Annotated in this window: 18 protein-coding genes; 16 read left to right on the forward strand and 2 right to left on the reverse strand. The window is 61.1% G+C overall.

What is annotated here, in order from left to right; translation table 11 throughout:
* The first annotated feature begins 466 nt into the window (after nt 1-466).
* From BT125_RS24560 to BT125_RS24600, 9 genes are all read left to right on the forward strand, one after another.
* Nucleotides 467-2,068 (forward strand): ABC transporter substrate-binding protein, encoded by a 1,602-nt coding sequence (locus BT125_RS24560; RefSeq protein WP_072411250.1) that lies wholly within the window; start codon nt 467-469, stop codon nt 2,066-2,068.
* A gap of 255 nt (nt 2,069-2,323) precedes the next feature.
* Nucleotides 2,324-3,949 carry an ABC transporter substrate-binding protein gene (locus BT125_RS24565; protein ID WP_072411252.1) on the forward strand — a complete coding sequence of 542 codons (1,626 nt, stop codon included), beginning with the start codon at nt 2,324-2,326 and terminating at the stop codon, nt 3,947-3,949.
* A 399-nt stretch (nt 3,950-4,348) separates the two neighbouring features.
* Nucleotides 4,349-5,950: an ABC transporter substrate-binding protein gene (locus BT125_RS24570; protein WP_072411254.1), complete on the forward strand. Its 1,602-nt coding sequence runs from the start codon at nt 4,349-4,351 to the stop codon at nt 5,948-5,950.
* A gap of 170 nt (nt 5,951-6,120) precedes the next feature.
* Entirely contained in the window at nt 6,121-7,536 is a 1,416-nt protein-coding gene (locus tag BT125_RS24575; RefSeq protein ID WP_072411256.1) for an OprD family porin, read from the forward strand.
* Nucleotides 7,537-7,611: 75 nt separating this feature from the next.
* Nucleotides 7,612-9,207: an ABC transporter substrate-binding protein gene (locus BT125_RS24580; RefSeq protein ID WP_072411258.1), complete on the forward strand. Its 1,596-nt coding sequence runs from the start codon at nt 7,612-7,614 to the stop codon at nt 9,205-9,207.
* 75 nt (nt 9,208-9,282) lie between these two features.
* Nucleotides 9,283-10,293, forward strand: coding sequence for an ABC transporter permease subunit (locus BT125_RS24585; protein WP_053118417.1), 1,011 nt, complete (start codon nt 9,283-9,285; stop codon nt 10,291-10,293).
* Between the two features lie 10 nt (nt 10,294-10,303).
* On the forward strand, nt 10,304-11,215 hold the full coding sequence (locus tag BT125_RS24590) for an ABC transporter permease subunit (RefSeq protein WP_072411260.1): 912 nt from the start codon (nt 10,304-10,306) through the stop codon (nt 11,213-11,215).
* Between the two features lie 10 nt (nt 11,216-11,225).
* Nucleotides 11,226-12,194 carry an ABC transporter ATP-binding protein gene (locus tag BT125_RS24595; protein ID WP_014336599.1) on the forward strand — a complete coding sequence of 323 codons (969 nt, stop codon included), beginning with the start codon at nt 11,226-11,228 and terminating at the stop codon, nt 12,192-12,194.
* A complete protein-coding gene (locus BT125_RS24600; protein WP_072411262.1) occupies nt 12,194-13,174 on the forward strand; it encodes a peptide ABC transporter ATP-binding protein in 981 nt (326 codons plus the stop codon). The genes BT125_RS24595 and BT125_RS24600 overlap by 1 nt, the downstream gene beginning before the upstream one ends.
* Nucleotides 13,175-13,328: 154 nt before the next feature.
* On the opposite strand, the gene BT125_RS24605 is transcribed toward BT125_RS24600, so the two are convergent.
* A complete protein-coding gene (locus BT125_RS24605) occupies nt 13,329-13,595 on the reverse strand; it encodes a hypothetical protein (protein ID WP_072411264.1) in 267 nt (88 codons plus the stop codon).
* Nucleotides 13,596-14,185: 590 nt separating this feature from the next.
* Between BT125_RS24605 and BT125_RS24610 the strand changes: the two genes are divergently transcribed.
* Complete coding sequence (locus tag BT125_RS24610; RefSeq protein ID WP_072411266.1) at nt 14,186-14,545, forward strand: DUF6124 family protein; 360 nt, start codon at nt 14,186-14,188, stop codon at nt 14,543-14,545.
* A 276-nt stretch (nt 14,546-14,821) separates the two neighbouring features.
* Here the strand turns inward: BT125_RS24610 and BT125_RS24615 are convergent, their stop codons facing one another.
* Nucleotides 14,822-16,405, reverse strand: coding sequence for a peptide chain release factor 3 (locus BT125_RS24615; RefSeq protein ID WP_072411268.1), 1,584 nt, complete (start codon nt 16,403-16,405; stop codon nt 14,822-14,824).
* A gap of 331 nt (nt 16,406-16,736) precedes the next feature.
* On the opposite strand from BT125_RS24615, the gene BT125_RS24620 reads away from it, so the two are divergent.
* From BT125_RS24620 to BT125_RS24645, 6 genes are all read left to right on the forward strand, one after another.
* Nucleotides 16,737-17,453, forward strand: coding sequence for an ABC transporter permease (locus BT125_RS24620; protein ID WP_072411270.1), 717 nt, complete (start codon nt 16,737-16,739; stop codon nt 17,451-17,453).
* Between the two features lie 25 nt (nt 17,454-17,478).
* Entirely contained in the window at nt 17,479-18,381 is a 903-nt protein-coding gene (locus BT125_RS24625; RefSeq protein WP_072411272.1) for a glycine betaine ABC transporter substrate-binding protein, read from the forward strand.
* Nucleotides 18,382-18,396: 15 nt separating this feature from the next.
* Nucleotides 18,397-19,050 carry an ABC transporter permease gene (locus BT125_RS24630; protein ID WP_060739198.1) on the forward strand — a complete coding sequence of 218 codons (654 nt, stop codon included), beginning with the start codon at nt 18,397-18,399 and terminating at the stop codon, nt 19,048-19,050.
* Entirely contained in the window at nt 19,047-20,204 is a 1,158-nt protein-coding gene (locus tag BT125_RS24635; protein WP_072411274.1) for an osmoprotectant ABC transporter ATP-binding protein OsmV, read from the forward strand. Before BT125_RS24630 ends, BT125_RS24635 begins: the two co-directional genes overlap by 4 nt.
* Nucleotides 20,205-20,616: 412 nt before the next feature.
* Nucleotides 20,617-21,780 carry a type III PLP-dependent enzyme gene (locus BT125_RS24640; RefSeq protein WP_072411286.1) on the forward strand — a complete coding sequence of 388 codons (1,164 nt, stop codon included), beginning with the start codon at nt 20,617-20,619 and terminating at the stop codon, nt 21,778-21,780.
* Between the two features lie 330 nt (nt 21,781-22,110).
* Entirely contained in the window at nt 22,111-24,636 is a 2,526-nt protein-coding gene (locus BT125_RS24645; protein ID WP_177344973.1) for a PepSY domain-containing protein, read from the forward strand.
* Nucleotides 24,637-24,708 lie beyond the last annotated feature (72 nt).

Genomic DNA, 24,708 nt, shown 5'->3' on the forward strand with positions numbered 1-24,708 from the left:
TGGCCGAACGCAGGCATTGTGGAGTGGGCATCCCGGCATGGATGCCGGGATAGCCGCGCTGGGCCATGGATGGCCCTTCGCGGCGGGCCCACGGAGCAATGCCGGAGTGAGGGCATGCCGAGCCCTAGCGAGGCACCGAGTGGTGGGGCATGTAGCGTTTTGCTTACTTTTGCGCTTCTCAAAAGTGAGCCGCTGTAAGAGCGGAACCCTAAGTGGCCGTTACCGCAGCAATGGATATGTACCCGGTCAACAACATCCTGGCCGGCTGTCAGGCCGCCATCGCGAGCAAGCTTTGCTCCCACAGACCTGACGGGAGTACACCCGGGAGAGACAGGTCGGCTATCAGGCCGCCTCGTCGAAAAGCGCTATACCCAAACCCAACGGTCCCCCTCACTTTTCGATATTTCCAACACCCCCACCCGCAACGCTACTCTCCTGAAAACCTCACCACCCCCCAAGGGATTTCATGGACAGAACCACCCTCAAGCCTCTCCTGCTCGCCCTGGCCCTGATCAGCAGCGCCCCGATGGCCCAAGCCGCCACCACCCTGGTCTACTGCTCCGAAGCCAGCCCCGCCGGATTCGACCCCAGCCAATACACCAGCGGCACCGACTTCGACGCCTCGGCTGAAACCGTCTTCAACCGCCTCACCCAGTTCAAGCGCGGCGGCACCGAGGTCGAACCCGGATTAGCCACCAGTTGGGACGTATCCCCCGACGGCCAGGTCTACACCTTCCACCTGCGCGAAGGGGTGAAATTCCATACCACCGACTACTTCACCCCCTCCCGCGATTTCAACGCCGACGACGTGCTGTTCACCTTCCAGCGCCTGCTGGACCCGCAGCACCCGTTCCGCCAGGCCTACCCCACCGAATCGCCGTACTTCACCGACATGGGCCTGAACACCACGATCAAAAGCGTCGAGAAAGTCGACGAGCACACCGTGCGCTTCAACCTGAACAACGTCGACGCAGCCTTCGTGCAAAACCTGGCGATGAGTTTCGCCTCCGTGCAGTCCGCCGAATACGCAGCGCAGTTGCTGAAGGAAGGCAAGGCCGGCGACCTCAACCAGAAACCCATCGGCACCGGGCCGTTCGTGTTCAAGCGCTACCAGAAGGACTCGCAGATCCGCTACGCCGCCAACATGGCGTACTGGAAACCCGAGGACGTGAAGCTCGACAACCTGATTTTCTCCATCACCCCGGACGCCGCCGTGCGCCTGCAAAAGCTCAAGCGCGACGAATGCCAGGTCAGTGGCTACCCACGCCCGGCCGACATCGAAGTGATCGAACAGGATCCGAACCTGCAAGTGCTCAAGCAGCCCGGTTTCAACCTGGGGTTCCTGGCCTACAACGTGACACACCCGCCCTTGGACCAGCTCAAGGTCCGCCAGGCGCTGGACATGGCCATCGACAAGCCGGCGCTCATCAAGGCCGTGTACCAGAGCGCCGGGCAGTTGGCGCAGAATGCCTTGCCGCCGGCCCAATGGTCGTTCGACCCGAGCATCCAGGACGCGCCCCACGACGTGACCAAGGCCAAGGCGCTACTGAAGGAGGTCGGGGTTGCGCCGGGTACCACCCTCAACTTATGGGCAATGACGGTGCAACGCGCGTCCAACCCTAACGCACGAATGTCGGCACAGATGATCCAGCAGGATTGGGCCAAGATCGGCATCAAGGCCAACATCGTCAGTTATGAATGGGGCGAGTACATCAAGCGTGCAAAAAATGGCGAGCATGACGCAATGATCTACGGCTGGACCGGCGATAACGGCGACCCCGACAACTGGTTGGGGGTGCTGTACAGCTGCGCGGCGGTCAAGGGCAGCAACTACGCCAAGTGGTGCGACCCGGCCTACGACCGCTTGATCCAGCAGGCCAAGGTATCCACCGACCGCCAGCAACGGATCGATTTGTACCAGCAAGCGCAGAAAATCCTCAAGCAACAGGTGCCGATCACGCCCATTGCCAACTCCACGGTCTTCCAGCCAATAAACAGGAAAGTGGTGGATTTCAAACTCAGCCCATTCGGCCTGACACCCTTCTACGGCGTGGGTTTGACGAAGTAACACCCGCGCCAAACCGGTGCGCCACCGTTGCGTGGCGCACCGGCAAGGAGCGCTTTTGGCGCCAAAAAAACACCCGCAAACGGTCAACTGCGTCAGAAGTTACACGAATGCGACATTAAGGTACGTTCGTGCCACTGTTTCAGACTTGCAACCGCTCTGGATCTTGCATTGGGTATGGGGCCTGCATAAGTATCCGCAGGACGACTCACGAGGTCGCCCTCAAATCCAAAAATGACAACAAATCATGAGGCCAACATGCTTAAACAAGCGGTCATTCCGTTTTTAGTCGGTGCAAGCTTATTAGCCAGCGCACCTTTCGCCCAAGCCGCGACTAACCTGGTGTTCTGCTCCGAAGGGAGCCCGGCCGGTTTTGACCCGGGTCAGTACACCACCGGAACCGACTTCGACGCCTCTGCAGAGACCGTATTCAACCGGCTGACCCAGTTTGAACGCGGCGGCACCGCCGTGATTCCTGGCCTGGCGACCAAGTGGGACATTTCCGAAGACGGCCTGACCTACACCTTCCACCTGCGTGAAGGCGTCAAGTTCCACACCACTCCGTACTTCAAGCCGACCCGCGAATTCAACGCCGACGACGTGCTGTTCACCTTCAATCGCATGATCAGCAAGGATGACCCGTTCCGTAAGGCGTACCCGACCGAATTCCCGTACTTCACCGACATGGGCATGGACACCAACATTGCCAAGGTCGAGAAGCTCGACGACAAGACCGTCAAGTTCACCCTCAACGCCGTAGACGCCGCGTTCATCCAGAACATGGCCATGCACTTCGCCTCCATCCAGTCGGCTGAATACGCCGCCCAGTTGCTCAAGGAAGGCAAGCCTTCCGACATCAACCAGAAGCCCATCGGCACCGGCCCGTTCGTGTTCAAGAGCTACCAGAAAGACTCGAACATCCGCTTCACCGGCAACAAGGAATACTGGCTTCCGGAAGACGTGAAGATCGACAACCTGATCTTCGCCATCACCACCGACCCATCGGTGCGTATCCAGAAGCTGAAGAAGAATGAATGCCAGGTCACGCTCTTCCCACGCCCCGCCGACCTCAAGGCGATCAAGGAAGACAAGAACCTGAAGATGCCGGACCAACCGGGCTTCAACCTGGGCTACATCGCCTACAACGTGATGGACAAAATCAAGGGCAGCGACCAGCCCAACCCGATGGCCCAATTGAAAGTGCGTCAGGCACTGGACATGGCCGTCAACAAGCAGCAGATCATCGACTCGGTTTACCAGGGCGCCGGCCAACTGGCCGTCAACGCCATGCCACCGACCCAGTGGTCCTACGACACCACCATCAAGGACGCGGCGTACAACCCGGAGAAAGCCAAGGAGCTGCTCAAGGAAGCCGGTGTCAAGGAAGGTACCGAGATCACCCTGTGGGCCATGCCGGTCCAGCGTCCCTACAACCCGAACGCCAAGCTGATGGCCGAAATGCTGCAATCGGACTGGGCCAAGATCGGGATCAAGGCCAAGATCGTCACTTACGAGTGGGGCGAGTACATCAAGCGTTCCAAGGGTGGTGAAAACGGCGCCATGCTGATCGGCTGGAGCGGCGACAACGGTGACCCAGACAACTGGCTCAACGTGTTGTTTGGCTGCGACTCGCTGCAGGGCAACAACTTCTCGAAATGGTGCGACAAAAAGTTCGACGACATCGTCAAGCAAGCCAAGCGCACTTCGGATCAATCCAAACGCACCGAGCTGTATAAGCAGGCGCAGCACATCCTCAAAGATGCTGTCCCGATGACACCCATCGCTCACTCGACGGTGTTCCAACCCATGCGCGCCAACGTGCAGGACTTCAAGATCAGCCCATTTGGCTTGAATTCTTTCTACGGCGTCAGCGTCAGCAAATAAGGTGACCTGTGGCGAGGGAGCTTGCTCCCGCTGGGCCGATCCGACGCTTCGGGCGTAGCGGCCACTCTTTAGAGCGTGATGGCGGAGCGGTAAGCAATGCCATCGCGAGCAGGGTTCGCTCCCACGGCATAGGGTTGCTTTACGCCAAGACCTAGGAAAACGCCTACATCCAAAAGCACTGCGTACCACAGCAGTTGGTTTGGGATGCATCGCCTTTTCCCACAAGTCTTTCAGGCATTACGCATTTACCGCCCGGTCCACGGCTCATACCGTCGGCACTTGGACGACTTGCCAGCCCTGCGGCATTGCTACGCAATGGAATGAACTCAGTGCCCCGGACCTGTCCCCGGAAGGACGCCGGTTCACTGTTAAAACACCCCGAACGAGAGAGGGAGCGTCATGCGCCATACCTTGGTTTTATCCGCATTGCTGGGCACCGGCCTGTTGGCCGCGACGTCCGCAGCCCAGGCCGCCGGCGGTAGCCTGGTGTTCTGTTCCGAAGGCAGCCCCGCCGGTTTCGACACCGCGCAATACACCACGGCCACCGACAACGATGCCGCCGAGCCGCTGTACAACCGCCTGGCCGAGTTCGAAAAAGGCGCGACCAACGTCGTTCCAGGCCTGGCAACCCGCTGGGACATTTCCGAAGACGGCTTGAAGTACACCTTCCACCTGCGCGAAGGGGTGAAATTTCACACCACCGACTACTTCACGCCGACCCGGGATTTCAACGCCGACGACGTCCTGTTCACCTTCAACCGCATGCTTGATCCGCAGCATCCGTTCCGCAAGGCCTACCCCACCGAGTTCCCCTACTTCAACGGCATGAGCCTGAACAAGAACATCGCCAAGGTGGAAGCGACCGGGCCATTGACCGTGGTCATGACCCTCAACAGCGTGGACGCCGCATTCATCCAGAACATCGCCATGAGTTTCGCCGCGATCCTGTCGGCCGAATACGCCGACCAGTTGCTCAAGAGCGGCAAGCCGAGCGACATCAACCAGAAGCCGATCGGCACCGGGCCGTTCGAGTTCAAGAGTTACCAGAAAGACTCCAACATCCGCTACGTCGCCAACCAGCAGTACTGGGCCCCGGAGCGGGTGAAGCTGAACAATCTGATCTTCTCCATCAACACCGATGCCTCGGTGCGAGTGCAGAAGCTCAAGGCCAACGAATGCCAGATCACCCTGCATCCGCGTCCGGCCGACGTGCCGGCCTTGAAGAACGACCCCAAGCTGCAACTGATCGAGAAGCCCGGCTTCAACCTCGGCTACATCGCCTATAACACCCGCCACAAACCGTTCGATCAGGTCGAAGTGCGCCGGGCGCTGGACATGGCGGTGAACAAGCAAGGCATTCTCAATGCCGTGTACCAGGGCGCCGGTCAACTGGCGGTCAACGCCATGCCGCCGACGCAGTGGTCCTACGACGACACCATCAAGGACGCCGCCTACAACCCGGAAAAAGCCAAGGAGTTGCTCAAGGCCGCCGGGGTCAAGGAAGGCACCGAAATCACCCTCTGGGCCATGCCCGTGCAGCGTCCGTACAACCCCAACGCCAAGCTGATGGCCGAGATGCTCCAGGCCGACTGGGCGAAGATCGGCTTGAAAGTGAAGATCGTCAGCTACGAATGGGGTGAGTACATCAAGCGCACCAAGAACGGCGAACACGACGTCAGCCTGATCGGTTGGACCGGTGACAACGGGGACCCGGACAACTGGCTCGGCACGCTGTACAGCTGCGACGCCATTGGTGGCAACAACTACTCCATGTGGTGCGACCAGGACTACGACAAGCTGATCAAGCAGGCCAAGGTCGTCACCGACCGCGACCAGCGCACCGTGCTCTACAAACAGGCCCAGCAGTTGCTCAAGCAGCAAGTGCCGATCACCCCTGTTGCCCACTCGACGGTCAACCAGCCGCTGAGTGCCAAAGTCGAAGGGTTCAAAGTCAGCCCCTTCGGTCGCAATGTCTTTTCGGGCGTCAGCCTGAACCCATAACCGTTAGCCACACAGCGCGGGCTTCCTATGGAAGCCCCATGCCGACGTCTTGCCGTAATTCGCCGATCAGGCATCAAGCAAACGTTTGCAGGCTGTGAATGAGTTGTAAAACCGATAGCCGTATCACCAAAAAAGAACGGCATGAAAAAGAAAGCAAAGGAGCGTTACCGATGAAACTGAGCAACACCGCAATACTGGCCTTGGCCATCAGCAGCATTAGCGCAACAGCTTTTGCAGAATCCCAGAGCCAGGCGATCACCCCGGTGACCCTCAAGACCACCAGCGAGCAAAGCGAAGCCAAAGGCTTCATCGACGGCCAGTCCATCACTGGCACCACGCGCAACTGGTACGCCAACGAGCAATTCAAGCGCGGCACGAAACTCACCTATCGCAAGAACGGCGAAGCTCGCGAGACCGACCGCCGGATCAACTGGGTGCAGGGCACCATCATCAAGTACAACTCGGGCTTCACCGAAGGCACCGTGGGCTTCAGCACCGAACTGGCCGCCTACAACGCCATCGCCCTGGACCAGGATCGCAAGGACCTGGCGTCCAACAACGGCGGTGCACCGACCACCCGTCCTGGCGCCGGCAACAACCGTACCCTGACCCGCGAAGGCGGCGACGCCGTGGGCCAGTGGAGCAAGCTGGGCCTGGCCAACCTCAAGGCCCGCGTTTCCAACACCACCCTGACCGCCGGCCGCCAGAATTTCAGCAGCCCGATGGTCGACGTCATCGGCAACCGTGCCCTGCCTTCCAGCTTCCAGGGTGTCAGCCTGCACAGCGAAGAATTCGAAAACCTGGCATTCGACATCGCCACCTTCGACCGCAACTCGCCGCGTACCGAAGAGAGCCAGCGCAAGTTCCGCTCCGAATACGGTGACAGCAGCGTCGAGACCGATCACGTCAACACCGCCGGTATCACTTACCAGCCACTGGCCAGCCTGAAGACCAGCCTCTGGGCGACCGAAGCCGAGGACATGTGGAACCAGTACTACTTCGGCGCCACCCATGAGCTGGGCGACAGTTCGGTGCTGAGCCTGACCACCGGCCTGAACTACTACAAGACCGTGGACTCGGGCAAAAGCAAGCTGGGCGAAATCGACAACGACACCTACTCCCTGTCGTTCGGCCTGACGCACCAGGCCCACAGCCTGACATTCTCGTACCAGGAAGTGAACGGTAACGAGTACTTCGACTACCTGCACGAAACCAACGGCATCTACCTGGCCAACTCCCTGCTGTCGGACTTCAACGGCCCGAACGAGAAATCCTTCCAGATCGCCTACGGTCTGAACATGGCTGAATACGGCGTGCCGGGCCTGAAGTTCAACATCTACCAGGCGCGCGGCTGGGGTATCGACGGTACGCACTACAACAGCACCGGTTACAGCGACGTGCGGGCGATGGACGGTGAGCACCACTACGAATACGGCGTCGGTGCGTCCTATGCCGTACAGAGCGGCCCTCTGAAAGCCACCGCGATCCGTGCGACCTACACCGCACACCGCGCCAGCGAAAACCAGGCCGATGGCAGCCTCAACGAGTTCCGCCTCGTTACCACCATCCCGTTCAACATTCTCTAAACTGCCACCGGGCGGTCGACTCACAAGGTTGACCGTCCGGTCTTTTGCCATTGACCCGATTGCAGAGGATTGACGATGAACATGAACCCCCTACGCGCCGCCATCGCCGCCGCATTGCTGAGTGTCGCCGTTGGCGCCACGGCCAAACCCCTGGTGGTTTGCACAGAAGCCAGCCCGGAAGGCTTCGACATGGTCCAATACACGACTGCAGTCACCGCCGACGCCGTGGCGGAAACCATTTTCAACCGCCTGGCCGACTTCAAGCCCGGCACCACCGAGGTGATTCCGGCCCTGGCCGAATCCTGGGACATCAGTGACGATGGCCTGACGTACACCTTCCACCTGCGCAAGGGCGTCAAGTTCCACACGACCGAATACTTCAAGCCGACCCGCGACATGAACGCCGACGACGTGGTCTGGAGCTTCCAGCGCCAGCTGGACCCGAACCACCCATGGCACAAACTGTCGAGCGTGGGCTTCCCCTACTTTGAAAGCATGGGCTTCAAGGAACTGCTCAAAAGCGTCGAGAAAGTCGACGAGCACACGGTCAAGTTCAGCCTGACCCGCCGCGAAGCGCCATTTCTGGCCGACATCGCCATGGCCTTCTCCTCGATCTACCCGGCCGAATACGCCGACCAGTTGCTCAAGGCCGGCAAGGCCGGCGATCTCAACAGCAAGCCGGTCGGCACCGGGCCGTTCGTCTTCCAGCGCTACAACAAGGACGCCCAGGTTCGCTTCAAGGCCAACCCGGACTACTTCCGTGGCAAGCCACCGGCCGATGCGCTGGTATTGGCCATCGCCACCGACAACAACGTGCGCATGCAGAAGCTCAAGACCAACGAGTGCCAGATCGCGCTGTACCCCAAACCCGATGACATCCCCAGCATCAAAAAAGACCCGAACCTGAAGGTCGCTGAACTGGACGCGATGACCGTCTCCTACACTGCCCTGAACACCAGCCACAAATACATGAGCGACGTGCGGGTGCGCAAAGCCATCGACCTGGCCTTCGACAAGGAAGCCTACGTCAACGCGCTGTTCGGCAAGGGCAACGCCACCGTGGCGGTCAACCCGTACCCGCCAACCCTGCTGGGTTTCAACCACGACCTGAAGAACCCGCCCCGCAACCTCGACAAGGCCCGCGAGCTGCTCAAGGAAGCCGGCGTGCCGGAAGGCACCGTGTTCACCCTGTTCACCCGCAATGGCGGCGGCCCGACCAACCCCAACCCGATGCTCGGCGCGCAGATGATGCAGGCGGACCTGGCGAAGGTCGGGATCAAGGTCGACATCCGCGTGATGGAATGGGGCGAAATGCTCAAGCGCGCGAAAAACGGCGAGCACGACATGGTCTCCGCCGGATGGGCGGGTGATAACGGCGACCCGGATAACTTCCTGACGCCTATGCTCAGTTGCGAAGCGGCCAAGAACGGCGAAAACTACGCGCGCTGGTGCAACGAGAAATTCCAGGCCCTGATCGACCAGGCTCGCGCCACAGTGAACCCTGAAGAACGCATCAAGCTCTATGAACAGGCCCAGGTGATTTTCAACCAGGACCAACCGTGGATCAGCATGGCCCACACCCGCATGTTCACGGCAATGCGCAACAACGTAGAAGGCTATGTGATTAGCCCGCTCACCACCAACAACTTCGCCACCACCCAGGTGAAGTAGATAAGAAAACGCCCGGCCGCTCTTGACCCAAGAGTTGCCGGGCACGCCTAACCGGCTGATGAGGTACACCTGAAGATGTTTAGTTTTATTGCCCGCCGACTGGGATTATTGATCCCCACGTTCTTCGGCATCACCTTGCTGACCTTCGCGTTGATTCGCATGATCCCCGGCGACCCCGTGGAAGTGATGATGGGCGAACGTCGGGTCGATCCCGAAATGCATGCTCAGGCAATGGAACGCCTTGGCCTTAATAAACCGCTGTATGCCCAGTACCTGGACTACATCGGCAAACTGGCCCAGGGCGATCTCGGCGAATCGCTGCGTACCCGTGAAAGCGTATGGACCGAGTTCAGCTCCCTGTTTCCCGCGACCCTGGAACTGTCCATGGCCGCCCTGTTGTTCGCCGGTATCCTGGGCCTGCTGGCCGGGGTGATCGCGGCACTCAAGCGAGGATCCCTGTTCGACCATGGGGTGATGGGCATCTCCCTGGCGGGGTATTCGATGCCGATCTTCTGGTGGGGCCTGATCCTGATCATGTTCTTCTCGGTGTCCCTGGGCTGGACGCCGGTGTCGGGACGGATCGACCTGCTCTACGACATCGAGCCGAAAACCGGCTTCATGCTGATCGACACCCTGCTGGCCGACGAGCCGGGCGCGTTTCTCGATGCCCTCCACCACCTGATCCTGCCAGCCATCGTGCTGGGCACCATTCCGCTGGCGGTGATCGCCCGCATGACCCGTTCTTCGATGCTCGAAGTGCTGCGTGAAGACTACATCCGCACCGCCAAGGCCAAAGGCCTGTCGCCGTCGCGCGTGGTGTTCGTACATGGCCTGCGCAACGCACTGATCCCGGTGCTGACCGTGGTCGGCCTGCAAGTCGGCACGCTGCTGGCCGGCGCGGTCCTGACCGAAACGATCTTCTCCTGGCCGGGCATCGGCAAGTGGCTGATCGAAGCCATCGGCGCCCGGGACTACCCCGTGGTGCAGAACGGCATCCTGTTAATCGCCTGCCTGGTGATTCTGGTCAACTTCGTCGTGGACATCCTCTACGGCTTTGCCAACCCACGCATCCGTCACCAGCGCTGAGATCAAAACCATGAGTACTCCAACTACCGCGGTAGCAGTCGATCAAAGCCTGCTGTACCCATCCCCCTACAAAGAATTCTGGCACGCGTTTTCCCGCAACAAGGGCGCCGTGGCCGGGCTGTTGTTCATGATCCTGATCGTGTTCTGCGCGATCTTCGCCCCGTGGGTCGCGCCTCACGACCCGAGCGAGCAGTACCGCGACTTCCTGCTGACGCCGCCGGCCTGGCTTGAAGGCGGGCAGATCCAGTTTCTGCTGGGCACCGACGAACTGGGCCGCGATTTGCTGTCGCGCCTGATCCAGGGTTCGCGCCTGTCGCTGCTGATCGGTTTGTCGTCGGTGGTGATGTCGCTGATCCCGGGCATCCTGCTGGGCCTGTTCGCCGGGTTCTTCCCGCGCATCCTCGGCCCGACCATCATGCGCCTGATGGACATCATGCTCGCCCTGCCTTCGCTGCTGCTGGCCGTGGCGATCGTCGCCATCCTCGGCCCAGGCCTGATCAACACCGTGATCGCCATCGCCATCGTCTCGCTGCCGTCCTACGTGCGCCTGACCCGTGCCGCGGTGATGGGCGAACTGAACCGTGACTACGTCACCGCCGCCCGCCTGGCCGGTGCCGGCCTGCCGCGCCTGATGTTCATCACCGTGCTGCCCAACTGCATGGCACCGCTGATCGTCCAGGCAACCTTGAGCTTCTCCTCGGCCATCCTCGACGCCGCCGCCCTGGGCTTCCTCGGCCTCGGCGTGCAACCGCCGACCCCGGAGTGGGGCACCATGCTGGCCTCGGCCCGGGACTACATCGAACGCGCCTGGTGGGTCGTGAGCCTGCCTGGCTTGACCATTTTGCTCAGCGTGCTGGCAATCAACCTGATGGGCGACGGTCTGCGCGATGCGCTGGACCCGAAACTCAAGAATGCCGCCTGAGGAGATTCCCATGTCACTGCTAGAAATCAAGAATCTCAACGTTCGCTTCGGCGACGCCACCGCCGTGCCGGTGGTCGATGGCCTGGACCTGAGCGTGGAAAAAGGCGAAGTCCTGGCGATCGTCGGCGAATCGGGCTCGGGTAAATCCGTGACCATGATGGCGCTGATGGGCCTGATCGAGCACCCCGGCATCGTCACCGCCGATGCGCTGAACTTCGACGGCAAGAACATGCTCAAGCTGAGCAACCGCCAGCGCCGGCAGATCGTCGGCAAGGACCTGGCAATGGTTTTCCAGGACCCGATGACCGCGCTCAACCCCAGCTACACCGTGGGTTTCCAGATCGAAGAAGTGCTGCGCCTGCACCTGAAGATGTCCGGCAAGGCCGCCCGCAAGCGCGCCATCGAACTGCTGGAAAAAGTCGAGATACCTGGCGCCGCCAGCCGCATGGACGCCTACCCTCACCAGTTGTCCGGGGGTATGAGCCAGCGCGTGGCAATTGCCATGGCCATTGCCGGCGAGCCGAAGTTGCTGATCGCCGACGAACCGACCACCGCCCTCGACGTGACCATCCAGGCCCAGATCATGGACCTGCTGCTGGCCCTGCAAAAAGAACAGGACATGGGCCTGGTGCTGATCACCCATGACCTGGCCGTGGTGGCTGAAACCGCCCAGCGCGTGTGCGTGATGTACGCCGGCCAGGCCGTGGAAGTGGGCCAGGTGCCGCAACTGTTCGACATTCCCGCCCACCCCTACAGCGAAGCGCTGCTGGCGGCGATTCCGGAGCACAGCATGGGCGCCGAGCGCCTGGCGACCCTGCCGGGCATCGTGCCCGGTCGCTACGACCGTCCGCAAGGCTGCCTGCTGTCGCCGCGCTGCCCGTACGTGCAAGACAACTGCCGCCAACAACGCCCGGCCCTCGATCCGAAATCCAACAGCCTCGCCCGCTGCTTCTACCCGTTGAACCAGGAGGTGGCGTGATGGCCGTCGTACTTACCGCCCGTGACCTGACCCGTCATTACGAAGTGTCCCGTGGCATGTTCAAGGGCCATGCGACCGTGCGCGCCCTCAACGGTGTGTCGTTCGAACTGGAAGCCGGCAAGACCCTGGCCGTGGTGGGTGAATCCGGTTGCGGCAAATCCACCCTCGCCCGGGCCCTGACGCTGATCGAAGAACCGTCCTCCGGCTCCTTGAAAATCGCCGGCCAGGAAGTGACCGGTGCCAACAAGGCCGAACGCAAGCAATTGCGCAAAGACGTGCAGATGGTCTTCCAGAGCCCTTATGCGTCCCTCAACCCACGGCAGAAAATCGGCGATCAACTGGCCGAGCCGTTGCTGATCAACACCAACCTGTCGGCCACCGAGCGGCGGGAAAAAGTCCAGGCGATGATGAAGCAGGTAGGCTTGCGCCCCGAGCATTACCAGCGCTACCCGCACATGTTCTCTGGCGGCCAGCGCCAGCGCATCGCCCTGGCCCGCGCCATGATGCTGCAACCCAAGGTGCTGGTGGCGGACGAACCGACGTCGGCGCTGGACGTGTCGATCCAAGCCCAGGTGCTGAACCTGTTCATGGATTTGCAGCAGGAATTCAACACCGCCTACGTGTTCATTTCCCACAACCTGGCGGTGGTGCAGCACGTGGCCGATGACGTGATGGTGATGTACCTCGGCCGGCCGGTGGAAATGGGCCCCAACGAGAGCATCTACAGCCGCCCGTTGCACCCGTACACCCAGGCGCTGCTGTCGGCCACGCCAACCATCCACCCGGACCCGAACAAGCCGAAGATCAAGATCGTCGGCGAATTGCCCAACCCGCTCAACCCGCCGCCCGGCTGCGCCTTCCACAAACGCTGCCCGTACGCCACCGAACGTTGCAAGACTGAAGAACCGGCCTTGCGGCCGCTCGATAACCGCCTGGTGGCGTGTCACTACGCTGAACGTTTCCTCGACGGCGCGGCGTAAGGCAAAAGGCAGACAGAACACTTGTGGCGAGGGAGCCTGCTCCCTCGCCACAGGGGTACGTTTTCGCTTTTGGTTATGCACTCGCATAAAAAAACCCCTCCAGCCTCGACTGAGGCTCAGTCGGGGCTGGAGGGGTTTTCTTCAGGGCAGAAATCTACGTCTGGCTATCGCCTTCGTCGGCATCGTCGCCCTCACCACTCTCCCCGCCGTCGTCGGGGTCCTGTTCGATCGTCGAGTCATCACCATCCTGATCACCCGACTCCTGTGTGGTGGTCGCGGCAAGCATCATCTCGCCTTGCGCCACTTGCCCAGTCGACGCGTGTTTCTCATGCTCATCGCATTCGGCCCATGCGGCGGTAGAGCCCAGGGACAGCATCACCAAAACCTTCAGCAAAAACATCATGCGTAGAAGCTTGTTCATAGCCAACTCCTTCTTTTCCGGGTGAAGCCGGGGCCTGACGGCGCTCAAGAAAATCTAGTTCTGAACAGGCCGGTTCACCAGATAGGACGCTGCATGACAGTCAGAAATGCCGCTGCCCGACAGATTGGTTTCGAATAAGCGTTATCTCCAAACCTACTAACGCCAGGAACCCATATGGGAGCAAGGCTCGCCCGCGATGGCGCCAGTACCTTCAACCCCCGCCATCGCCCACCCTCCTAAAGCCTTACAGACATAAACCAGTAACACGGAGCACTAGTCCCGAGGCTACATCGCCTTGCACCTTTGCCTACAACTCAGCCAGAATCCGCCGGTTTGTGCGCCTTGAGGCCGGACTCTATGGTTACCGGGTCGCTGAAAATCAGCGGTCGGGTTTAGCGACCCGAACCATAGGCACATAAACAACCATGCTGCATTGGGGGGTCCAACCGCGATTACGTTATGGCGGCTGTATGTAGGAGACCTTCGGGTCTGCCGGGTGCCTATGTCCGGTTCGCTAACCTGCGTGCAGTCGCCACCACTCTGTTTAGCGACAGGTCTTGGCGACGCCCATTCCTCATAGGAGCGTCATCATGTTCAAAGCTACACCCAATCCCCCAGAATCAGACCCCACCTCTTCTTACTCAAGCCTCGATCCGGAAAAATTCCACGAAGCCACTGAGCGGGCGCTCGATTATTATTTGAAGCCGGAACAGGCCAAAGCCAAGAAAGAGCCGCGAGCTGCTCAGCTCTTGACCGTCGTGGAGGGGATTGATAGCGAAAGCCTGCTCGCCAACCTCAGCGAAAACCTGGCCTCCGCCAACGCCATGATCAGCGACTTGGCATTCGACCTTGAAGGCTCTCGCCGGCATGTTGCGCTGGGGATCCTGCAAGTGATTGAGGTGAGTGAGTTGCTGGCGAATCGGGCGCTGGATATCGCCGATCCGCGTTAGCAACCTGCCCCATGCAAGCTGACTTGCCGCCATCGCGAGCAGGCTCGCTCCCACAGAGAATCTGTGCCGAACACAAATTTTCTGTTCTCTGAAGATCCAGTGTGGGAGCGAGCTTGCTCGCGAAGAGGCCGGCACAGCCAACATCCAGGCAAGCTGACCCGCCGCTTTCGCGAGCAAGCCCGCTCCCACAGTGAGTTATATATGCCCAGGATATGGGGCAGGTCATAAAAAACCCCGCAGCTTTCGCAACGGGGTTTCGGTTTCAACGCTCAGCGCTTAATGATGCTCACGCGTCGCGCGGAATTTCACATCCGGCCAGCGCTCTTCCATCAGCGCCAGGTTGACCCGGGTCGGGGCCAGGTAGGTCAGGTGACCGCCGCCGTCCAAGGCGAGGTTTTCCACAGCCTTGTTGGAGAATTCCTCGAGTTTCTTCTTGTCACCGCATTCGATCCAACGGGCGGAGTACACGGTGATCGGCTCGTAGGAGCACTCGACCTTGTATTCCTCTTTCAAGCGGCTGGCGACCACATCGAACTGCAGCACACCGACGGCGCCGAGGATGATGTCGTTGCTGCGCTCCGGGAAGAACACCTGGGTGGCGCCCTCTTCGGCCAGTTGCTGCAGCCCCTGGCGCAGCTGCTTGGACTTGAGCGGGTCCTTCAGGCGTACGCGGCGGAACAGTTCCGGGGCGAAGTGTGGGATGCCGGTGAAACCCAGGGTTTCACCTTCGGTGAAGGTGTCGCCGATCTGGATGGTGCCGTGGTTGTGCAGGCCGATGATGTCACCGGCGAAGGCTTCTTCCAGTTGTTCGCGTTCCGAGGAGAAGAAGGTCAAGGCGTCGCCGATGCGCACGTCCTTGCCGGTGCGCACGTGGCGCATCTTCATGCCCTTGTCGTACTTGCCGGAGCAGATGCGCATGAAGGCGATGCGGTCGCGGTGCTTGGGGTCCATGTTCGCCTGGATCTTGAACACGAAGCCCGAGAATTTCTCCTCCACCGGTTCCACGGTGCGCTCGTTGGCGACGCGTGGCAGCGGGCGCGGGGCCCAATCGACCACGGCGTCGAGTACATGGTCCACGCCGAAGTTGCCCAGGGCGGTACCGAAGAACACCGGGGTCAGTTGGCCGTCGAGGAATTCCTGCTGGTTGAACTCATGGCAGGCGCCCTGCACCAGCTCCAGCTGCTCGACGAAACGATCGTATTCATCGCCCAGGTGCGCGCGGGCCTCGTCGGAGTCGAGCTTCTCGATGATCTTGACGTCGGTGCGCTCGTGCCCGTGACCGGCGGTGTAGACGATGATGTAGTCGTCGGCCAGGTGGTACACGCCCTTGAAGTCGCGGTAGCAACCGATCGGCCAGGTGATCGGCGCCGCCTTGATCTTCAGGACGGCTTCGATCTCGTCGAGCAGTTCGATCGGGTCGCGGATGTCGCGGTCGAGTTTGTTGATGAAGCTGACGATCGGCGTGTCCCGCAGGCGGCAGACGTCCATCAGCGCGATGGTCCGTGGCTCGACGCCTTTACCGCCGTCGAGGACCATCAAGGCCGAGTCCACTGCCGTCAGGGTGCGGTAGGTGTCTTCGGAGAAGTCTTCGTGGCCCGGGGTGTCGAGCAGGTTGATCATGTGATCGCGATACGGGAACTGCATGACCGACGTGGTAATGGAGATACCCCGTTGTTTTTCCATTTCCATCCAGTCGGAGGTGGCATGGCGGTCGGACTTGCGAGACTTCACCGTGCCGGCGACCGCAATCGCCTTGCCCATCAGCAAGAGCTTTTCGGTGATGGTGGTCTTACCGGCATCGGGGTGGGAAATAATGGCGAAAGTGCGGCGTTTCGCGACTTCGGCGGCCTGTTTGGTCATGGGAAATCGCCTGGCAGGTGATTCAAAAAAGGGCGGCGATTATAGCTCAACTTGTGCCAGGAACCGAACCGTTGAGCACATCCAAGGTGGCCAGATCATCCCTTCCATGGGAACCTTTTGCCGCGTGGAGGCGTCCACCCCCCTGATACGAGCAACCGTCAGGGTCTGAAAAATCAGCAAGTTAGCCTGACGAGGCTGCGCTCATGGCTCACTTCGACGGCCGTTTACCGGCCTCGAAAAGAGCTGCTTCTCGCGAACGTTTTTCCGGCAACCAGTGATGGTTTGCCGCCCGGGAAAGCGTGCGCCGACTGAAAGACAAAGGAGTCCGCCTGTGGCTATCCGCTATGGCAAAGGGCTTATCGGGGGTGCGGTCGTCGTCGCGCTCCTGGCCCTGTTGATCCACTGGATCGGCATCGATACGATCCAACGCTACCGCGACGATCTGCTGTTTTACCTGCAAGCGCACCTGATGCTTGTATTGGCCTCCATGCTGGCGGCCCTGGTTGTCGGCATCCCCGCCGGCATCGCCCTCAGCCGCCCCAGCCTGGTCGGGCGCGCCGAACGCTTCATGCAAGTGTTCAACATCGGCAATACCGTACCGCCCCTGGCCGTGCTGGCCATCGCCCTGGGCATCCTGGGCATCGGCAGCGGGCCTGCCATCTTCGCCCTGTTCCTTGCCTCGCTGCTGCCCATCGTGCGCAACACCTATGAAGGCCTGAAGAATGTCCAGGGCTCCCTCAAGGAAGCCGCCGTCGGTATCGGCATGACCCCACGCCAGGTGCTGTGGAAAGTCGAGTTGCCCAACGCCGTACCGATCATTGTCGGTGGCGTGCGCGTGGCCCTGGCGATCAACGTCGGCACTGCGCCCCTGGCGTTCCTGATCGGTGCCAACAGCCTCGGCAGCCTGATCTTCCCTGGCATCGCCTTGAACAACCAGCCGCAGCTGTTGCTCGGCGCGGCCTGCACCGCCCTGTTGGCGTTGCTGCTCGACGGCCTGGTGACACTGGCCAGCCGCCTCTGGCTGGAACGCGGTCTGCGACCGTCATAAGCCGGCTGGAAAAAGGAAATCGTTTATGAAGAAGTTGAGCTTGATATTGGGCTGTGTCCTGCTGTTCGCAGGGTTCGCCCAAGCGACTGAAAAACCGCTGATCCGCCTCGGCGCCCGGGTGTTCACCGAGCAGACACTGCTGGCGGAAATCACCGCGCAATATCTGCGCGCCAAGGGCTACGACGCGCAGATCACCGGCGGCCTGGGCAGCAACCTGGCCCGCAGCGCCCATGAAACCGGGCAATTGGACCTTTTGTGGGAATACACCGGCGTGTCGCTGGTGGCCTACAACCACGTCACGGAAAAACTCGACAGCGCCCAGTCCTACGCCCGGGTGAAGGAACTCGACGCAAAAAAGGGCCTGGCCTGGCTGACACCGTCGAAATTCAGCAACACCTACGCCTTGGCGCTGCCGGAAAAAGTCGCGAAACAATACCCACAGATCAACTCCATCAGCCAGTTGAACACGGTGTTGCAGGCCGAAGCCGATGACAATCATCTGGTGGCCCTCGACACCGAATTCGCCAACCGTTCCGACGGCCTGGCGGGCATGGTCGAGCAGTACGGCATGAACCTGACCCGCAAGAACATCCGGCAGATGGACGCGGGCCTGGTCTACACCGCCCTGCGCAACAGTCAGGTGTTCGCCGGCCTGGTCTATACCACCGACGGCCGGCTGAACGCGTTCAAGTTGAAGTTGCTGGAAGATGACAAGCACTACTTCCCCGACTACACCGCCGCGCCGGTGGTGCGCCAGGCGTTCCTCGACGCGCACCCGCAACTGGCCGCGCAGCTCAAGCCCCTGGCCGAGCTGTTCGACGATGAAACCATGCGCCAGCTCAACGCCCGCGTGGACGTCGATCATGAAAGCCCCTCCGCCGTTGCCGCCGATTTCCTGCGCCAACATTCGCTGCTCTCAACCCAATGACCTGGAGGAAAAGCCATGGATTTTCTTGACGCCTTTTCCCATCTGGACTGGCCGCTGGTGCTGCATCTGACCTGGCAGCACATCACCCTGGTGGGCATCGCCGTGACCCTGGCCATTGTGGTCGGCGTGCCCCTGGGTATTTTCATGACCCGCTTCCCGGCGCTCGCCGGCCCCTTGCAGGCCAGCGCCACAGTGCTGTTGACGATTCCGTCGATCGCGCTGTTCGGCCTGTTGTTGCCGTTCTACTCCAAGTTCGGCCAAGGCCTGGGCCCGATGCCGGCGATCACCGCGGTGTTTCTCTATTCGCTGTTGCCGATCATGCGCAACACCTACCTGGCCTTGACCGGCGTCGAACCGGGTATCCGTGAAGCCGCCCGCGGCATCGGCATGACCTTCGCCCAGCGCCTGCGCATGGTCGAACTGCCCATCGCCGTGCCGGTGATCCTGGCCGGCGTACGCACTGCCGTGGTCATGAACATCGGCGTCATGACCATCGCCGCCACCATCGGCGCCGGTGGCCTGGGCGTGCTCATCCTCGCTTCCATCAGCCGCAGCGACATGTCGATGCTGATCGTCGGCGCCGTGCTGGTCAGTCTCCTGGCCATCTTCGCCGACCTGCTTCTGCAATGGCTGCAACGCTCGCTGACCCCAAAAGGACTATTGAAATGATCGAACTTCAAAACCTCAGCAAAACCTTCAAGAGCAACGGCAAGGACGTCAAGGCCGTGGACTCGGTGAACCTGATCGTCAACGAAGGCGAGATCTGCGTGTTCCTCGGGCCGTCGGGCTGTGGCAAAAGCACCACGCTGAAGATGATCAACCGCCTGATCCCGCCCACCTCGGGCAAGGTGTTGATCAACGGCGAAGACACCACCGGCCTGGACGAAGTGACCCTGCGCCGCAACATCGGCTACGTGATCCAGCAGATCGGCCTGTTCCCGAACATGACCATCGAGGAAAACATCACCGTGGTCCCGCGCCTGCTGGGCTGGGACAAGCAGAAGTGCCACGACCGTGCCCGCGAACTGATGAGCATGATCAAGCTCGAGCCCAAGCAGTACCTGCATCGCTACCCTCGCGAGCTGTCCGGCGGCCAGCAGCAACGGATCGGCGTGATCCGGGCCCTGGCGGCCGATGCGCCGCTGTTGCTGATGGACGAACCGTTCGGCGCGGTGGACCCGATCAACCGCGAGATGATCCAGAACGAGTTCTTCGAAATGCAGCGGGCGCTGAACAAGACCGTGATCATGGTCAGCCACGACATCGACGAAGCTATCAAGCTGGGGGACAAGATTGCGATCTTCCGCGCCGGCAAGCTGGTCCAGTTCGATCATCCGGATACCCTGTTGGCGCATCCAGCCGACGAGTTCGTCAGCAGTTTCGTCGGCCAGGACAGCACGCTCAAGCGCCTGCTGCTGGTCAAGGCCGAAGACGCCGCCGACAACGCGCCTTCGGTCAGCCCCGAAACCCCGGTGAGCGAGGCGCTGGAGCTGATGGACGAACATGACCGTCGCTACGTGGTGGTCACCTGTGCCGAGAACAAGGCCCTGGGCTATGTGCGACGGCGCGACCTGTACCGTCAGAGCGGCACCTGCGCGCAGTACTTGCGTGAATTCAACGCCACCGCGGCCTACGACGAACACCTGCGCATCCTGCTGTCGCGCATGTACGAGTTCAACCGCTCGTGGCTGCCGGTGATGGACGCCGAGCGGGTGTTCCTCGGCGAGGTGACCCAGGAATCCATCGCCGAATACCTCAGTTCCGGGCGCTCGCGCGGCGGCAAGACCAGCATTGTCTCGCCGGCCGAGACGGCCTCTGCCTGACCGGGCACAACAGCTTTTGTGGCGAGGGAGCTTGCTCCCTCGCCACAAAGGCACATCCGGCGGCCTGAAAACCGATCCAATTGAACATCAATCTGTCACGCAGGTCGGTTACATCATGAGCTGTCGCGGGCCGCACGACGGATGTGTGCAAAAACGCGACATTTTTAGTTGATCTCAGGCCCCTCACGCCCTAAAGTTCGCGCCGAACGTCCATGCTGGAAACGATCCATCCGGCTCAAGTACTGACGACGAGACAGCAAGGCCAAGGGAATCATGTATCCCATGGCCTTTTTGCTTTCGGCGACATGCCTTGGGAAGTAGGCGAACCAAAGTGGGGATACGGAGGACGTTCACGAGGGCTGCTTGCCCTCACACCCATTGATCCTGATGTTTGCCAGTAGGAGTCCCAAGTATGTCGATCCAGGTCGAAGATTATTTCGCGCGCGAAACTTTCCAGAAAATGAAAGCGTTCGCCGACAAGCAGGAAACCCCGTTCGTGGTGATCGACACCGCGATGATCTCCCAGGCCTATGACGACCTGCGCGCCGGTTTCGAATTCGCCAAGGTCTACTACGCCGTCAAGGCCAACCCGGCGGTGGAAATCATTGACCTGCTCAAGGATAAAGGCTCGAACTTCGACATCGCCTCGATTTATGAGCTGGACAAGGTCATGAGCCGTGGCGTGGGCCCGGACCGGATCAGCTACGGCAACACCATCAAGAAATCCCGCGACATCCGCTACTTCTACGAGAAGGGTGTGCGCCTGTACGCCACCGACTCCGAAGCCGACTTGCGCAACATCGCCAAGGCCGCGCCGGGTTCGAAGGTTTATGTGCGGATCCTCACCGAAGGCTCGACCACCGCTGACTGGCCGTTGTCGCGCAAGTTCGGCTGCCAGACCGACATGGCCATGGACCTGCTGATCCTGGCCCGCGACTTGGGCCTGGTGCCATACGGCATTTCGTTCCACGTCGGCTCGCAACAGCGCGACATCAGCGTCTGGGACGCGGCCATCGCCAAGGTCAAGGTGATCTTCGAGCGTCTGAAGGAAGAAGACGGCATCGTCTTGAAGCTGATCAACATGGGTGGCGGCTTCCCGGCCAACTACATCACCCGCACCAACAGCCTGGACACCTACGCCGAGGAAATCATCCGTTTCCTCAAGGAAGACTTCGGCGACGACCTGCCGGAAATCATCTTGGAGCCTGGCCGTTCGTTGATCGCCAACGCCGGTATCCTGGTCAGCGAAGTGGTGTTGGTGGCGCGTAAGTCCCGTACCGCTGTCGAGCGTTGGGTGTACACGGATGTGGGCAAGTTCTCTGGCCTGATCGAAACCATGGACGAAGCCATCAAGTTCCCGATCTGGACCGAGAAGAAAGGCGAGATGGAAGAAGTGGTCATCGCCGGGCCGACCTGCGACAGCGCCGACATCATGTATGAAAACTACAAATACGGTCTGCCGTTGAACCTGGCCATTGGTGATCGCCTGTACTGGTTGTCGACCGGGGCCTATACCACCAGCTATAGCGCGGTGGAATTCAATGGCTTTCCGCCGCTGAAATCGTTTTACGTGTAATGCGTTCGGGCGCTTGAACGTCCATCGTTCCGGCCTTGTTGCGTAATAGAAAACGGCGTTTTTCCAGAAATGGAAAGCGCCGTTTTTTTGTTTTTGTTCTCGATGAAACCGCGTTTCCCCTGCGGGAGCGAGCTTGCTCGCGATAGCAGTGGGTCAGCCGACAGTGATGTGGCTGACAGGCCGCTATCGCGAGCAAGCTCGCTCCACAGGATTTTGTCACCCACCTCATCACAGATCGGCACCTTTTAGGTGTGTTTATGAATGCTTCTCGATAACACACGGCATAATGCGCACCGTGATGAACAGTAATAGATGAACAAGGCGGGCGACGTGTTGAAGAAAACCCTGTTCCAGTTGCACTGGTTTTTCGGCATCAGTGCCGGGCTGGTCCTGGCGTTGATGGGCGTTACCGGGGCAGTGGTGTCGTTTCAGGATGAAATCCTGCGGGCCTTGAACCCGCAGGTACTGACGGTCGAGAAGCAACCGGCCGGCGTCTTGCCGCCCGCGGAGCTGGTGGAGCAGATCGAAGCCGCCTCCGGCAAGACCGTCGCCCTGCTCTGGGTCGAGACCGACAGCGGCAACGCCGCGCGGGTGATCTTCGCGGCGCCTCCCGGGGAAAAACGTGGCGCCATGCGCTATTTCAACCCCTATACCGCACAGTTCATGGGTGAGGTGACCGGCCAGGATTTCTTTGGCCTGATGCTCAGGCTGCACCGCGTCCTGACCCTGGATGACGTGGGCCGGCAAATCACCGGGGCCTGCACGCTGATCCTGGTGTTCTTCTGCCTGTCCGGGTTGTACCTGCGTTGGCCGCGCCAATGGAAAAGCTGGCGCGCCTGGCTGACCCTCGACTGGGGGAAAAAAGGTCGTAGCTTCAATTGGGACCTGCACTCTGTGGCGGGTACCTGGTGCCTGGTGTTTTATCTGCTGGCGGCACTGACCGGGCTGACCTGGTCCTACGAGTGGTACAACAAAGGCGTGACCCGCCTGCTCTCCGATTCACCGGAAGAGGAACGGGTGCGCAATCGCGGCCCGGCGCCAAGCGGCCCACTGCCCGTGGCTGATTACCGGGCCATGTGGAGCAGCATCTACAGCGCCGCCGGCCCGGGCCTGTCCGCCTACAACGTGCGCATGCCGCCCGTGGCCGGGCAGCCGGCGACGGTGTTCTACCTGCTGAAAAACTCACCTCACGACCGGGCGCTGAACCAGCTCATCCTCGACCCGGCCACCGGCGTCATCAGTCGGCACAGCCGCTACAGCGACAAGAGTCTCAAGGCGCAGTTGCTGACCAGTGTCTATGCCCTGCATATCGGCAGCTACTTCGGCCTGGTCGGGCGGATCCTGGTGACCGTCGCCGCGCTGACCATGCCACTGTTTTTCATCACCGGCTGGTTGCTGTACCTGGACCGTCGCCGCAAGAAACGCCAGGCCAGAAACGCCCGCCAAGCCCTGAGCGCCAACCCGACCGATGCGCCGGCCTGGCTGATCGGTTTCGCCAGCCAGAGCGGTTTCGCCGAGCGACTGGCCTGGCAGACTGCCGGCCAACTCCAGGCCGCCGGCTTGCCCGTGAAGGTCCAGCCATTGGCCGGTGTGCGTGAGCAAGACCTGAACAACGCCACCCACGCGCTGTTTGTCGTCAGCACCTTTGGCGACGGCGAAGGGCCGGACAGCGCCCGCGGCTTCGAACGCAAGGTGCTGGGCCAGGCCTTGAGCCTGGAGCGCTTGCAGTATTCGGTGCTGGGCCTGGGCGACCGGCAATATGAACACTTCTGCGGTTTCGCCCGGCGCCTGCACGCCTGGCTGGCGGAGCACGGCGGCAAGACCCTGTTCGCACCGGTGGAAGTCGACAGCGGCGACCCTTATGCCCTGCGTCACTGGCAACAACAACTGGCCGAACTGACCGGGCAGGCGCCTGCCGACACCTGGCAGGCCCCCAGTTTTGAAAACTGGACCCTCAGCCAACGCACCCTGCTCAACCCCGACAGCAGCGGCTCGGGCGTGTACCTGCTAGGCCTCACCGCCCCCGGGCCGAGCAGTTGGCTGGCCGGCGACCTGGTGGAAATCCTGCCGCGCAATGACCTCTGGGCCATCGAACATTTCCTCGATGGCCTCGGCCTCTCCGGTCAGGCGCGTGTGCAGGTCGATGGCCTGCCCCAGAGCCTCAACCAGGCCCTGGCGACCCGCCAGTTGCCGGAAAACCGCGCCCACCTGGTCGGCCTACATGCCCAGGCGCTGGTGGAGGCGCTGGCACCGCTGGCGATGCGCGAATACTCCATCGCCTCGATCCCGGCCGACGGCGTGCTGGAGCTGATCGTGCGCCAAGAACGTCACATCGACGGCAGCCTGGGCGTCGGTTCCGGCTGGCTGACCGAACACGCACCACTGGGCAGCGCCATCAGCCTGCGGCTGCGCCGCAACAGCAGCTTCCATCTGCCGCCCCAGGGCGTGCCGATGATCCTGCTGGGCAACGGCACCGGCCTGGCGGGGCTGCGCAGCCTGCTCAAGGCACGCGTCACCGAGGGCATGCAGCGCAACTGGCTGCTGTTTGGCGAGCGCAACCGCGAGCACGATTTCCACTGCCGCGATGAGTTACAGGAATGGGTGACCTCCGGCGACCTGGAACGCCTGGACCTGGCCTTCTCCCGGGATCAGAAGCAGAAGATCTACGTCCAGGACCGTCTGCTGGAATCGGCCGCGCTGCTCAAGCAATGGGTGGCCGACGGCGCGGCGATCTATGTCTGCGGCAGCTTGCAGGGCATGGCATCCGGGGTGGATCACGTGCTCAACAACGTGCTGGGGCGCGAGGAAGTGGAGCGACTGATCGAGCAGGGGCGGTATCGGCGGGATGTCTACTAACCGCCCCTATTCTAGAGAACACATTTCTCCTGTGGGAGCGGGCTTGCTCGCGAAGGCGGTGTGTCAGGCAAT

Source organism: Pseudomonas sp. NFACC04-2 (genome assembly GCF_900119265.1).
GTDB classification, from domain to species: Bacteria; Pseudomonadota; Gammaproteobacteria; order Pseudomonadales; family Pseudomonadaceae; genus Aquipseudomonas; species Aquipseudomonas fluorescens_AA.

Coding starts and splice junctions, on each gene's coding strand:
- BT125_RS24575 (WP_072411256.1), top strand. CDS start 6,121: ATGAAACTGAGCAACACCGCAATACTGGCCTTGGCCATCAGCAGCATT.
- BT125_RS24570 (WP_072411254.1), top strand. CDS start 4,349: ATGCGCCATACCTTGGTTTTATCCGCATTGCTGGGCACCGGCCTGTTG.
- BT125_RS24615 (WP_072411268.1), bottom strand. CDS start 16,405: ATGACCAAACAGGCCGCCGAAGTCGCGAAACGCCGCACTTTCGCCATT.
- BT125_RS24635 (WP_072411274.1), top strand. CDS start 19,047: ATGATCGAACTTCAAAACCTCAGCAAAACCTTCAAGAGCAACGGCAAG.
- BT125_RS24610 (WP_072411266.1), top strand. CDS start 14,186: ATGTTCAAAGCTACACCCAATCCCCCAGAATCAGACCCCACCTCTTCT.
- BT125_RS24630 (WP_060739198.1), top strand. CDS start 18,397: ATGGATTTTCTTGACGCCTTTTCCCATCTGGACTGGCCGCTGGTGCTG.
- BT125_RS24565 (WP_072411252.1), top strand. CDS start 2,324: ATGCTTAAACAAGCGGTCATTCCGTTTTTAGTCGGTGCAAGCTTATTA.
- BT125_RS24640 (WP_072411286.1), top strand. CDS start 20,617: ATGTCGATCCAGGTCGAAGATTATTTCGCGCGCGAAACTTTCCAGAAA.
- BT125_RS24595 (WP_014336599.1), top strand. CDS start 11,226: ATGTCACTGCTAGAAATCAAGAATCTCAACGTTCGCTTCGGCGACGCC.
- BT125_RS24605 (WP_072411264.1), bottom strand. CDS start 13,595: ATGAACAAGCTTCTACGCATGATGTTTTTGCTGAAGGTTTTGGTGATG.
- BT125_RS24560 (WP_072411250.1), top strand. CDS start 467: ATGGACAGAACCACCCTCAAGCCTCTCCTGCTCGCCCTGGCCCTGATC.
- BT125_RS24600 (WP_072411262.1), top strand. CDS start 12,194: ATGGCCGTCGTACTTACCGCCCGTGACCTGACCCGTCATTACGAAGTG.
- BT125_RS24585 (WP_053118417.1), top strand. CDS start 9,283: ATGTTTAGTTTTATTGCCCGCCGACTGGGATTATTGATCCCCACGTTC.
- BT125_RS24625 (WP_072411272.1), top strand. CDS start 17,479: ATGAAGAAGTTGAGCTTGATATTGGGCTGTGTCCTGCTGTTCGCAGGG.
- BT125_RS24590 (WP_072411260.1), top strand. CDS start 10,304: ATGAGTACTCCAACTACCGCGGTAGCAGTCGATCAAAGCCTGCTGTAC.
- BT125_RS24580 (WP_072411258.1), top strand. CDS start 7,612: ATGAACATGAACCCCCTACGCGCCGCCATCGCCGCCGCATTGCTGAGT.